We start from the raw sequence: 13195 nt of genomic DNA, 5'->3' as shown, positions 1-13195 counted from the left end.
GGAAAAGCCGCGTGATTCAGCAGGGGCAGGGCCGAGATGCGATTGATGGCATCCAGCAAGGGACTGATCGGCGTCGATATCACCTCGGCCACGGTCAAGCTCGTGGAGCTCCGGCGTGCTGGCGCCACTTACCAGGTGGAAAGCTATGCCGTCCGCCCGCTGCGCGAAGGCGCGGTGGTCGAACGGCGCATCCATGATAGGGGTGAGGTGGTCGACGCCCTCACCCGTGCCGTACAGCAGGCCAAACCGCACACCCGCAAGGCGGTGGTGGCGGTGCCGGCCAGCGCGGCGATCACCAAGACCCTGACGCTACCGGCCTCGCTCAGCGACGACGAGATCGAGGCGCGCATCCAACTCGAATCAGACAAGCATATCCCCTTTCCGTTCAGTGAGGTCGCCTTCGACTTCCAGCGCCTGGGGCTCAACGCCCGCTACGCCGACCAGCAGGATGTGTTGCTGGTGGCCTGCCGCCAGCAGGATGTCAGCCAGCTCACCGATGCCGTGCTGCAGGCCGGCCTGACGCCGGCGGCGGTGGATGTCGAGACCTTCGCCATGGAGCGCGCCTTCACCGAAGTGCGCCACCAGCTGCCGGCGCTGGCCGGCGACGACGACTGCGTGGCGCTGGTGGATATCGGCGCCACCATGAACACCTTCCATGTGCTGCGCCAGGGGCGCGTGGTCTACAGCCGCGACACCGTCTTCGGCGGGCGCCAGCTGACCGAGGAGATCTGCAACCGCTACGGGCTGAGCTTCGACGAGGCGGGCCTGGCCAAGAAGCGTGGCGGCCTGCCGGAGGACTACCAGCGCAGCGTCCTCGACCCCTTCCTCGACACCCTGGTGCAGCAGGTGGGGCGCTCGCTGCAGCTCTACTACACCGCCGGGCGCAAGCAGGAGGTGCGTCACATGGTGCTGGCCGGCGGCTCAAGCGTGCTCCCCGGGCTGGCCGAGCGCCTGGCCCAGGAGAGCGGCATGGAGGTCACCATCGCCAACCCCCTGGCGCGCATGAAGGTCTCCAACCGCATCGACGTGCAGACCCTCTCCGGTGATGCGCCGGCGATGCTCACGGCCTGCGGCCTGGCAATGAGGGCGCGCCCATGACCATCGAGATCAACCTGCTGCCGTGGCGCGAGGAGCAGCGCGCCCGCCGCAGCAAGCGCTTCTACGTGACCCTGGGGCTCGCCGCCCTGCTCGGGCTCGGTGGCGGTTACGGCATGACCTGGTACTACCAGGAGGAGGCCGAGGCCCAGCGCCAGCGCAACGCCCATATCGAGGCCCAGAGCCGCCAGCTTGACTCGGCGATCCGCGAGATCAGCGAGCTGGAGCAGATCCGCGAGCAGATGCTCGAGCAGGTGCGGGTCTTCACCGAGCTGCAGAACGGGCGCACCCAGACGGTCCAGGTGATGAACGACCTCACCGATAGCCTCGTGGATGGTGTCTACTACACCCAGTTGAACCGTCAGGGGGATACGCTGCGTCTGGCGGGTAGGGCGGAAAACAATCGTCAGGTGTCCGATCAGTTGCGTGCGCTGGAAGCGGCGCCTTATCTGAGCGAACCCATGCTCTCCGAGGTGGAGGCCCAGGAGGGCAGTGAGCAGCGCAGCTTCAGCCTCAGCATGAGTCAGCAGGCGCCAGATGAAGCACAGGAGGTGGATGCTGCCGGTGATGGGGAAGCCGCAGCTGGCGACAACGGGGAGGGAGCATGAGTCTCAACGCAGAGTTGCGCCGCCTGCGTGAGCTGGACTGGCGCGAACTGGACATCAAGGAGGCCGGCATCTGGCCCTGGTCGCTGCAGCTGGTGCTGTGCCTGCTGTTGCTGGGGGGCACGTTTGCCGGCATGCACTGGTACCTGGCCGGCCCCGCCAAGGAGGAGTTGGAGCAGATCCGTGGCCAAGAGAGCCAGCTGATCCGCGACTACCGTAGCAAGGCGGCCCAGGTGGCCAACCTCGAGGCGATGCGTGAACAGATGGGGGTGCTCGAGGCGCGCATGGACACCCTGCGCGAGATGCTGCCCAGCGGCGCGGAGGTGCCGTCCCTGTTAGACAGCATCAGTGAAGCCGCTATCAATCACCAGCTGGCTATCGATTTCCTGCGCCTGCGCTCCTCGGTTGCCGAGGAGCATTACATCGAGAGGCCGTTCGATATCCAGGTGCGCGGCGACTATCACCGCATCGCCGCGTTTCTGGCGGATGTCGCGAGCATGCCACGCATCGTGACCCTGCATGATCTGACCCTGTTACCAGAAGAGGGAGAGGGCCAGCTGAGGCTTTCCATGCTGGCGAAGACCTACAGCTACCGCCAGGATGAGGAGGGAACATCATGATGCCGGCTAGTGGTCAGAGGCTCTGTTGGCTGGCAGTAGCAGTAGCCTGTGTGCTCATCACCGGCTGCAGTGACCCCAGGCTGGCGCAGCTCGATCGCCAGCTGGCCGAGCTGCGCAATGCCCCAGGTCCGGCGCCGACGCTTGAGCTTCCCGATATTCCTCAGCAAGACGCTGTTGACTATACCTCGATGGATAGCCGCAGTCCCTTCATGCCCAGAGAAGCCGACGCCGAGCGTGAACTGCCGCAGGCGTCGCCGTTGATGCCAGAGGTGGACCGCCCCCGGGAACCCCTGGAGGCGTTCGATCTCAGCGAGCTCGAGCTGGTGGGTACGCTGACCGTGGGTAGCGAGCCCTCCGCCTTGATCAAGGAGCCGGGGGGGCAGGTGCACCGCTTGCGGATCGGTAATTACCTCGGGCTGAACCATGGCCGCATCGTGGGGATTACCAGCTCTTCGGTGCTGCTGGTGGAGCGGGTCGTGGAACGAGGTGAATGGGTGGAACGTAATCGACAGCTGACGCTGGATACATGACGACTACAGGCCTGGCTGCGAAGCGGGAGCGGACCAGGTCAGCGCGAAGGGGTAAGGGAGCCATGCGATCACTCATCATCAAGCGTGTAGCGGCGGTGCTCGCCCTGCTGGCGGTCTCCGGCGCCGCCCTGGCGGCCTCCACGCTCCAGGGGCTCGATTTCCGTCAGGGCCCCAGTGGCGAGCTTGAGGTAGACCTCGACTTCGCCGGGGCGGTGCCCGAGGTGCGCGGCTACCGCATCGACGACCCGGCGCGGCTCACCATCGACCTGATGGAGACCGACAATGGCCTGCCCGAGCGTCGCTACTCCCTGGGCATCGGTGGCGTGCAGCAGGTCACCGCCCTGGAGGCCGGTTCTCGCACCCGGCTGGTGTTCGACCTCGAGGGTCCGCTGCCCTACAACACCCGCCAGCAGGGCGATCGCCTGCGCCTGGCCATCGGCGGCGGTGCCGCCGACACCGGGGTGGCCACCACCGCCACCCCCTCGACCGTGGCCACCGGCGCGTCCACGACCGAGCCGGCCCCGCGCCAACCCGCGAGCACCGGCCCTAGCGTCGAGGACATCGACTTCCGCCGTGGCAGCGACGGCGCCGGGCGGCTGATCGTCACCTTCGACCGCGCCGGCGTCGACGCCCGGGTGCGCGAGAGTGGGAGTAACCGCATCACCGCCGAACTGATGGACGTCGATCTGCCGCGCTCCCTGGACCAGGTCTACGACGTCAGCGACTTCGGTACCCCCCTGCAGCGTATCACACCCCTGGTGGGCCGCAACGGCGTGACCCTCGACATCCAGGGCAGCGGCGACTATGCCATGGTCTCCACCCAGAGCGGGCGCCAGCTGACTATCGAGGCCCAGCCGGTGACGCGCCAGGAACAGGAGCGACGGGTGCGCGAGCAGTTCCCCTATACCGGCGAGCGCATCACCCTCAACTTCCAGGACATCGAGGTACGCTCGGTGCTGGCGATCATCGCCGACTTCACCGGGCTCAACCTGGTGGCTAGCGACAGCGTGCAGGGGCGTGTGACCCTGAACCTCCAGGACGTGCCCTGGGACCAGGCGCTGGATCTGGTGCTCAAGAGCCACGGCCTGGCCAGTCGCCAGGAGGGCAACGTGATCGTGGTGGCCCCCGCCGCCGAGCTGGCTCAGCGTGAGCAGCTCGAGCTGCAGAGCCGCGAGCAACTCGAGACCCTGGCGCCGCTGGAGTCTGAATATGTACAAGTGAAGTATGCAAAGGCTGAAGATATCGCTGCGCTGATTCGAGGCGGGGATAACGGTTTTGGTTTGCTGACTGAGCGTGGCAAGGTTGCTGTGGATGCACGCACAAACACCCTGCTGATTCAAGATACTGCAGATCAGATAGATACAGTTTTAAGTACTCTGGAGCGTCTCGATGTGGCGGTGCGTCAAGTTCAGATTGAAGCTCGAATTGTTGTTGCGACACAGAGTGCTACAAGGCAGTTAGGTGTCAGTTGGGGTGCGTCCTCACCGGATGCGAGAATGGGGGGGGCGTTTAGATTTGAGTGGGGCTGCATCTGGCACTGTGCCGAATGGTGGTATGTTCGTAGATATGGGAGCCGAGGGTGCAGGTAATACTACTTTTGCTTTTGGATTCCTTTCAGGTGATATCCTTTTGGATTTGGAATTGCGTGCCCTTGAGAGTGAGGGGAAGACACAAATTATATCCCAGCCTAGGATTGTTACTGCGAATCAGAAAAAGGCAGTAATTAAGCAAGGACAAGAAAGAGCTTATAGGGTTTTTGATGAGGATACTAATGCAGATGATTTTTCTAACACTAGGGTGATAGAGTTTAAGGAAGCTGAGCTTGCTCTTGAAGTGACCCCGCAGATTACGCCGGATAACCGCGTAATACTTGATATTAATCTCGAGAATGATTCTTTTGGTGAGCCCACCATTCCTGGCGGTGAGCCACCTATTGATACTAACTCGCTGGAAGCTCAAGTTCTTGTCGATAACGGTGAGACTGTGGTGCTAGGGGGAATATTGCGTATAGAAAACTCTAGCAACTTGAATAAAACTCCATTTCTGGGCGACCTCCCTGTGCTTGGTAACCTATTTAGGTATTCCGAGGAGAGCAACGACAAGGTAGAATTGCTGGTATTCATCACCCCAAGAATCCTCGACGACGGTGTGGCCCTTCGCTGATGCTGGCACTACCCAACCTGATATTGATCGGCCCCATGGGGGCCGGCAAGAGCACCATCGGCCGCCTCCTGGCGGCCGAGCTTTCTCGTGACTTCCTGGATACCGACCATGAGATCCAGGCGCGCTGCGGCGCCGATATCCCCTGGATCTTCGACGTGGAGGGCGAGGCGGGCTTCCGCGACCGCGAGACCCAGATGATCGACGAGCTGACCCGCCGCGAGGGCGTGGTGATCGCCACCGGCGGCGGCGCCGTGCTGCGCGAGGAGAATCGCCGCCTGCTGCGCGACCGGGGCACCGTCATCTACCTCTACACCACCGTGGAGCAGCAGCTCAAGCGCACCGCCAAGGACCGCAACCGGCCGCTGCTGCAGCGGCCGGACAAGGAGGCGGTGCTGCGCGAGATGTTCGGCGTGCGCGACCCCCTCTACCGCGCCACCGCCGACCTCACCGTGCGCACCGATCGCCGCGGTCCGCGCTCGGTGGTCAACGATATCGTCCGCCGCGTGACGCGGCTGGTCGACCCCCTGCAAGCCAAGGCCTGAACCATGACCCATACCCCCTCCGGCCCGCACACCCTCGAGGTGGCGCTGGGCGACCGCAGCTACCCCATCCATATCGGCCCCGGCCTGCTCGGCGAGCCCGGCGCGCTGGCCCCTTGGCTGGCCGGCCGCCAGGTGATGATCGTCACCAACGAGACGGTGGCGCCGCTCTACCTCGAGCGCTGCCGCAAGGCCCTGCCGGACGACGTGGAGCTGCGCGAGCTGGTGCTGCCCGACGGCGAGGCCACCAAGACCCTCGAGCATGTCTCGCGCATCTGGGACGCCCTGCTCGAGGCAGGTTTCAACCGCCGCTGCACTCTGGTCGCGCTGGGTGGCGGGGTGATCGGCGACATGGTCGGTTTCGCCGCCGCCTGCTACCAGCGGGGCGTGGCCTTCATCCAGGTGCCCACCACCCTGCTGGCCCAGGTGGACTCCTCGGTGGGTGGCAAGACCGGGGTCAACCATCCGTTGGGCAAGAACATGATCGGCGCCTTCTGGCAGCCCCGGGCGGTGCTGATCGACACCGATACCCTGGCCACACTGCCGCCCCGTGAGCTCTCGGCCGGTCTGGCTGAGGTGATCAAGTACGGCCTGATTCGCGATGTCGACTTCCTCGCCTGGCTGGAGCAGGCACTGCCCGCGCTGCGCGACCTGGAGCCGGCCGCCCTGGCCCACGCCATCGAGCGCAGCTGTGCGCTCAAGGCGGAGATCGTCGCCGAGGATGAGACCGAGCAGGGCGTGCGTGCGCTGCTCAACCTGGGCCACACCTTCGGCCACGCCATCGAGGCGCATCAGGGCTATGGCAACTGGCTGCATGGTGAGGCCGTGGGCACCGGCATGCTGATGGCCGCTGAGCTCTCGGCGCGCCTGGGCTGGCTCACCACGGATGACGTTGAGCGGGTACGGGCCATCCTGCGGGCCGCGGGCCTGCCGCTGGAGGCCCCGGCCGAGATGGGTGTCGACGATTTCCTGTCGCGCATGCGCCTCGACAAGAAGAACGTCGACAGCCGCCTGCGCCTGGTGCTGCTGCGCGCCCTGGGCGAGGCCTGCGTCCACGACGCCACCCCGGAGGCGACCCTGAGGGAGCTGCTGGAGCGCTTCCCCCGCGCCTGACACGGCCCCGGCCTTCGGGTTTCCCCGTCATCGCATCGTCACGCCCGCGCCATTCCGGCGCGGGCGTGCTCGTCTATGCTGGGGAGAAGACGTGCGGCGGCGCTCAGATTTCGATCAATCGGCATGCCTCATGCGCTATCGGCATGGCAAAATTGGCACAAATTCGACCAAAGTCTAATGTCTGTGCCCCTGCGTTTGTATTTCGTTTATGTGGTACGCAAGTCGTTGAGTGGCGGGCTTTTTTGCCTCGAAGGGGTGAGGCAACCGTCGGATTTGCCGACGGTTTTTGCGCGAGGGGGAGGGGCTTTCCATTGCGCTGCAGCGTGGGCGATGGCTATGCTGGTTGGCCTTTTGCCGTGCAGGACGGCGCGAGACTCGCGCCAATCCCATAAAAAGAAAAACCATTAAAAATAGCATGGGATTCCTGCCAAGAAAACCACCTTCACCGAGGCGCGCCAATGAACAGAGGTCTTCATCAGCCCGGCGAGTTCCGCGACAACTGCGGGTTCGGCCTAATCGCCCATATGGAGGGCCGTGCCAGCCACGAGCTGCTGCGCACCGCCATCGAGTCCCTCACCTGCATGACCCACCGCGGCGGCATCGCCGCCGACGGCAAGACCGGCGACGGCTGCGGCCTGCTGCTGCAGCTGCCGGATGCCTTCATGCGTGACGTCGCCGAGACGGAACTGGGCGTCACCCTCGGCGAGCGCTTCGCGGTGGGGGCGGTGTTCCTGCCTGACGACGACGCCCGCGCCGGGCATGCCGCCGAGGTGCTCGAGGGCGAGCTGCGCGCCCGGGGCCTGGTGATCCGTGGCTGGCGAGAGGTGCCGGTGGATGCCACAGTGTGCGGCCCCATGGCCCTCGAGTGCCTGCCGCGCATCCGCCACCTCTTCGTGGAGCCGGGCAAGAACGGCAGTGCCGAGACCTTCGAGGTCGACCTCTTCATGGCCCGCCGCCACGCCGAGCAGGCGCTGCGCGACGAGGAGGAGTTCTACGTCTGCTCGCTCTCCGAGAAGGTGCTCTCCTACAAGGGCCTGGTGATGCCGGTAGACCTGCCGGCCTTCTACCACGACCTCGGCGACGCGCGCCTGGAGACCGCCATCTGCGTCTTCCACCAGCGCTTCTCCACCAACACGGCGCCGCGCTGGCCGCTGGCCCAGCCGTTCCGCCTGCTGGCCCATAACGGCGAGATCAACACCATCGAGGCCAACCGCGGCTGGGCCAACTCGCGCAAGGAGAACTTCGTCTGCGAGCGGCTGCCCGACATCGCCGAGCTCGACGAGATCGTCAATACCGTGGGCTCCGACTCCTCCAGCATGGACAACATGCTCGAGGTGCTGCTGATGGGCGGCATGGAGTTGCATCGCGCGGTGCGCATGATGGTGCCGCCGGCGTGGCAGAACGTCGAGCTGATGGACGCCGAGCTGCGTGCCTTCTACGAGTACAACTCCATGCACGTGGAGCCCTGGGACGGCCCCGCCGGGGTGGTGATGACCGACGGCCGCCAGGCGCTGTGCATGCTCGACCGCAACGGCCTGCGCCCGGCGCGCTGGGTGATCACCAAGAACGGCTTCATCACCCTGGCCTCCGAGATCGGCACCTACGCCTATGCCCCCGAGGACGTGGTGGCCAAGGGCCGCGTGGGGCCGGGCCAGGTGCTCGCCGTGGACACCGAGACCGGCGAGGTGCTGCACACCGACGACATCGACGAGCGCCTCAAGTCGGCCTACCCCTACAAGCGCTGGCTGAAGCAGGAGGCGCAGTACCTGGAGTCGGCGCTCACCGAACTGGCCAGCTTCCACAACATGGACGCCGATGCCCTGGCGGTGGCCCAGAAGATGTTCCAGGTCAGCTTCGAGGAGCGCGACCTGCTGCTGCGTCCGCTGGGCGAGAGCGGCCAGGAGGCGGTGGGCTCCATGGGCGACGACACCCCCATGGCGGTGCTCTCCGCCAAGCCGCGCCTGCTCACCGACTACTTCCGCCAGAAGTTCGCCCAGGTCACCAACCCGGCCATCGATCCGCTGCGCGAGGCGATCGTGATGTCGCTGGAGACCTGCATCGGCGCCGAGCGCAATGTCTTCAAGGCGACCCCGGAGCACGCCCACCGCATCATCCTGACCACGCCGATCCTCTCGCCGCGCAAGTTCACCGCCCTGGTGGAGCAGGAGGACCCGGCCTACGCCAGCCAGCGGCTGCGCATGACCTACGACCCCGAGCGCCACGGCCTGCAGGCGGCCCTGCGCGAGCTCTGCCGCGAGGCCGAGCAGGCGGTGCAGGATGGCAAGGTGATTCTGGTGCTCTCCGACGCCGACCTCGAGCGTGGCGAGCTGCCGATCCACGCCGCCCTGGCGGTGGGCGCGGTGCACCACCACCTGGGCCGGCTGGCGCTGCGCCCGCGCTGCAACATCGTGGTGGAGACCGGCTACGCCCGCGATGCCCACCAGATGGCGGTGCTGTTCGGCGTCGGCGCCACCGCGGTGTTCCCGTGGCTCGCCTACCAAGTGATGGCCGACATGCACCGCACCGGCGAGCTGGTCGGCAACCCCGCCGACGCCCGCGAGAACTACCGCAAGGGGCTGCAGAAGGGGCTGTTCAAGATCCTCTCCAAGATGGGCATCTCGACGCTGGCCTCCTACCGCGGCTCCATGCTCTTCGAGGCGGTGGGCCTCGACGACGAGGTGATGGCGCTGTGCTTCCCGGGCATGGCCTCGCGCATCCAGGGCAGCGGCTTCGCCGAGCTGCAGCTGCAGCAGGAGCTGCTCGCCCGCGACGCCTGGATCCCGCGCAAGGGCATCAGCCAGGGTGGCCTGTTCAAGTACGTGCATGGCCACGAGTACCACGCCTTCAACCCCGACGTGGTCAAGTCGCTGCAGGAGGCGGTGCAGGAGGGCAGCTACGCCAAGTGGAAGCGCTTCGCGGCGCTGGTCAACGAGCGCGATCCGGCCACCCTGCGCGACCTGCTGCGCCTGAAGCCGGCCGCCGAGCCCTTGCCCCTCGAGGAGGTGGAGCCGGTCGAGGCGCTGCTGCCGCGCTTCGACAGCGCCGGCATGTCGCTGGGGGCGCTCTCCCCGGAGGCCCACGAGGCGCTCGCCCAGGCCATGAACGAGACCGGCGGTCGCTCCAACTCCGGCGAGGGCGGCGAGGATGCCGCGCGCTACGGCACCATCCGCTCCTCAAAGATCAAGCAGATCGCCTCTGGGCGCTTCGGCGTTACCCCGGCCTACCTGGTCAACGCCGAGGTGCTGCAGATCAAGGTGGCCCAGGGCGCCAAGCCCGGCGAGGGCGGCCAGCTGCCCGGCAGCAAGGTCAACGAGCTGATCGCCCGGCTGCGCTACGCGGTGCCCGGTGTGACCCTGATCTCGCCGCCGCCGCATCACGACATCTACTCCATCGAGGACCTGGCGCAGCTGATCTTCGACCTCAAGCAGGTCAACCCGGACGCCCAGGTCTCGGTGAAGCTGGTCTCCGAGCCCGGCATCGGCACCATCGCCACCGGCGTGGCCAAGGCCTACGCCGACCTGATCACCGTCTCCGGATACGACGGCGGCACCGCGGCGAGCCCCATCACCTCCATCAAGCATGCCGGCTCCCCCTGGGAGCTGGGCCTGCCCGAGGTGCACCAGGCGCTGCGCATCAACGGCCTGCGCGACAAGATTCGCCTGCAGACCGACGGCGGCCTGAAGACCGGCCTCGACGTGGTCAAGGCGGCGATCCTCGGCGCCGAGAGCTTCGGCTTCGGTACCGCGCCGATGGTGGCGCTGGGCTGCAAGTACCTGCGCATCTGCCACCTCAACAACTGCGCCACCGGCGTGGCCACCCAGCACGACTACCTGCGTGGCGAGCACTTCCGCGGCACCGTGGACATGGTCAAGCACTACTTCCGCTTCATCGCCGAGGAGGTGCGCGAGCTGATGGCCATGCTCGGCGTGCGCCAGCTCACCGACCTGATCGGCCGCACCGACCTGCTCGAGGCGATCGAGGGGGTGACCGCCTCCCAGCGCAAGCTTGACCTCACCCCGCTGCTCGGCAACGACCACGTGCCGGCGGACGCCCCGCAGTTCTGCCAGGTGAGTCGCAATGTGCCCCATGACCCGGGCGCCAAGAACCAGGAGGTGCTGGAGGCGCTCAAGGAGGCCGTCGAGCAGAAGAGCGGCGGCGAGTTCGCCTTCACCATCACCAACTGCGACCGCTCCGTGGGCGCGCTGACCTCCGGCGCCATCGCCAAGCGCTATGGGGAGGCGGGCCTCGAGGACGCCCCGGTCACCGCCCGCTTCACCGGCGTGGCCGGCCAGAGCTTCGGGGTGTGGAATGCCCGCGGCCTGCACCTCTACCTGGAGGGCGATGCCAACGACTACGTCGGCAAGGGCATGAACGGCGGCAAGGTGGTGATCACCCCGCCCAAGGGCAGCCGTTTCGAGAGCCATCGCACGGCCATCGTCGGCAATACCTGCCTCTATGGCGCCACCGGCGGCAGGCTGTTCGCCGCGGGCACCGCCGGAGAGCGCTTCGGGGTGCGCAACTCCGGCGCCCACGCGGTGATCGAGGGCGCCGGCGACCACTGCTGCGAGTATATGACCGGCGGCCTGGTGGCCGTGCTCGGCGAGACCGGGGTCAACTTCGGCGCGGGCATGACCGGCGGCTTCGCCTATGTGCTCGACGAGGACCGCACCTTCGTCGACAAGTACAACCACGAGCTGGTGGAGATCCACCGGGTCAATACCGAGGCCATGGAAGCCTATCGTCGCCACCTGCGCGAGGTGATCGAGGAGTTCGTCGCCGAGACCGGCTCGGCCCGCGGCCGCGCCATCCTCGAGGACTTCAGCGACTTCACCCGCCACTTCTGGCTGGTGAAGCCCAAGGCGGCGAGCCTGAACAGCCTGTTGGCCCAATCCCGGCGTCAGCCGGAATAAGCGGCGGCGACAGCCGAAACCGCGCCACTGACAACAGGTGATGCGCCCCGCCGGGCACCGGCGGGGCAGCCGACAGGACTTCCAGGAGAGACAAGATGGCAAACCGTCTGAGCAACGACTTCCAGTTCATCGACGTGGGTCGCCAGGACCCCGAGAAACGCGACGCCCGCACCCGCTCGCGGGAGTTCGCCGAGATCTACGAGCCCTTCAAGCCCCAGGAGGCGGCCAGCCAGTCGCATCGTTGCCTGCACTGCGGCAACCCCTACTGCGAGTGGAAGTGCCCGGTGCACAACTACATTCCCAACTGGCTGCAGCTGGTCAGCGAGGGCAACATCCTCGAGGCGGTGGAGCTGTGCCACCGGACCAACTCGCTGCCCGAGGTGTGTGGCCGGGTGTGCCCCCAGGACCGCCTCTGCGAGGGCGCCTGTACCCTCAACGACGGCTTCGGCGCCGTCACCATCGGCTCGGTGGAGAAGTACATCACCGACACCGCCTTCGCCATGGGCTGGCGCCCGGACATGTCCCAGGTGAGCTGGACCGACAAGCGGGTGGCGGTGGTCGGCGCCGGCCCGGCGGGACTGGGCTGTGCCGACATCCTGGTGCGCAATGGCGTCAAGCCGGTGGTGTTCGACCGCAACCCCGAGATCGGCGGCCTGCTCACCTTCGGCATCCCTGAATTCAAGCTCGAGAAGAATGTCATGGAGCGCCGCCGCGCGGTGTTCGAGGAGATGGGGGTGGAGTTCCGCCTCGGCGTCGAGATCGGCCGCGACATCACCTTCGACAGCCTGCTCGAGGAGTACGACGCGGTGTTCCTGGGTATGGGTACCTACAAGTACATGGAGGGCGGCTTCCCCGGCGAGAACCTGCCCGGCGTCTACAAGGCCCTGGACTTCCTGATCGCCAACGTTAACCACTGCCTGGGCTTCGAGAAGGACCCGGGGGAGTACATCTCCTTCAAGGGCCAGCGGGTGGTGGTGCTGGGCGGCGGCGACACCGCCATGGACTGCAACCGCACCTCGATCCGCCAGGGCGCCACCAGCGTCACCTGCGCCTACCGCCGCGACGAGGAGAACATGCCCGGCTCACGCAAGGAGGTGGCCAACGCCCGCGAGGAGGGCGTGGAGTTCCTCTTCAACCGCCAGCCCGTCGCCGTGGTGGGCGAGGGCAAGGTCGAGGGGGTCAAGGTGGTGCGCACCCGCATGGGCGAGCCCGACGAGAACGGCCGCCGCCGCCCCGAGGTGGTGCCGGGCTCCGAGGAGGTGATCCCCGCCGACGCCGTGGTCATCGCCTTCGGCTTCCAGCCCGACCCGCCCGAGTGGTTCGCGACGGCGGGGGTCGAGGTCGACGAGCGTGACCGGGTCAAGGCCGCCGAGCAGAGCGAGTTCGCCTTCCAGACCAGCCACGAGAAAATCTTCGCCGGTGGCGACATGGTGCGCGGCTCGGACCTAGTGGTCACCGCCATCTACGAGGGGCGCCAGGCCGCCGAGGGCATCCTGGACTACCTGGGGGTGTAAGGCTGGCTTTAAGCCGGTGTGAAGTGGCAAGGAGCGAGGGGCGCTGGGGGCAAGCCGAAGAGGAGGTCCTATGCCAGGGATGGCATCGGTAGCAATGGGATGGAGT

10 protein-coding genes are annotated in these 13195 nt (G+C 66.5%); all 10 read left to right on the top strand.

The window, feature by feature from the left end; translation table 11 throughout:
- Window positions 1–36 precede the first annotated feature (36 nt).
- The 10 genes from pilM to Q673_RS22150 all read left to right on the top strand — a co-directional run bounded on the left by pilM (window position 37) and on the right by Q673_RS22150 (window position 13089).
- Window positions 37–1098, top strand: a complete 1062-nt coding sequence (pilM, locus tag Q673_RS22190; protein ID WP_031217579.1) for a type IV pilus assembly protein PilM — start codon at window positions 37–39, stop codon at window positions 1096–1098.
- Window positions 1095–1703, top strand: a complete 609-nt coding sequence (locus Q673_RS22185) for a PilN domain-containing protein (protein WP_023004839.1) — start codon at window positions 1095–1097, stop codon at window positions 1701–1703. The genes pilM and Q673_RS22185 overlap by 4 nt, the downstream gene beginning before the upstream one ends.
- Window positions 1700–2320, top strand: a complete 621-nt coding sequence (locus tag Q673_RS22180) for a type 4a pilus biogenesis protein PilO (protein ID WP_023004838.1) — start codon at window positions 1700–1702, stop codon at window positions 2318–2320. Before Q673_RS22185 ends, Q673_RS22180 begins: the two co-directional genes overlap by 4 nt.
- Window positions 2321–2370: 50 nt before the next feature.
- The gene (locus Q673_RS22175) at window positions 2371–2850 is read left to right on the top strand and encodes a pilus assembly protein PilP (protein ID WP_161629664.1); all 480 of its coding nucleotides are present in this window, start codon (window positions 2371–2373) and stop codon (window positions 2848–2850) included.
- A 62-nt stretch (window positions 2851–2912) separates the two neighbouring features.
- On the top strand, window positions 2913–4439 hold the full coding sequence (locus tag Q673_RS22170; protein WP_023004836.1) for an AMIN domain-containing protein: 1527 nt from the start codon (window positions 2913–2915) through the stop codon (window positions 4437–4439).
- On the top strand, window positions 4405–5013 hold the full coding sequence (locus tag Q673_RS36900; protein ID WP_235048477.1) for a hypothetical protein: 609 nt from the start codon (window positions 4405–4407) through the stop codon (window positions 5011–5013). The genes Q673_RS22170 and Q673_RS36900 overlap by 35 nt, the downstream gene beginning before the upstream one ends.
- Entirely contained in the window at window positions 5013–5555 is a 543-nt protein-coding gene (gene aroK / locus Q673_RS22165) for a shikimate kinase AroK (protein ID WP_031217577.1), read from the top strand. The genes Q673_RS36900 and aroK overlap by 1 nt, the downstream gene beginning before the upstream one ends.
- Window positions 5556–5558: 3 nt before the next feature.
- Window positions 5559–6665 carry a 3-dehydroquinate synthase gene (gene aroB, locus Q673_RS22160; protein WP_023004834.1) on the top strand — a complete coding sequence of 369 codons (1107 nt, stop codon included), beginning with the start codon at window positions 5559–5561 and terminating at the stop codon, window positions 6663–6665.
- A 458-nt stretch (window positions 6666–7123) separates the two neighbouring features.
- Window positions 7124–11575, top strand: a complete 4452-nt coding sequence (gltB, locus tag Q673_RS22155; protein WP_023004833.1) for a glutamate synthase large subunit — start codon at window positions 7124–7126, stop codon at window positions 11573–11575.
- 95 nt (window positions 11576–11670) lie between these two features.
- A complete protein-coding gene (locus Q673_RS22150) occupies window positions 11671–13089 on the top strand; it encodes an FAD-dependent oxidoreductase (RefSeq protein ID WP_023004832.1) in 1419 nt (472 codons plus the stop codon).
- Window positions 13090–13195: the final 106 nt, after the last annotated feature.

Source organism: Halomonas sp. PBN3 (assembly GCF_000475415.1).
GTDB lineage: Bacteria > Pseudomonadota > Gammaproteobacteria > Pseudomonadales > Halomonadaceae > Halomonas > Halomonas shengliensis.
The sequence above is the reverse complement of the archived record's forward strand: the minus strand, read 5'-3'. Positions and strand labels throughout refer to the sequence as shown.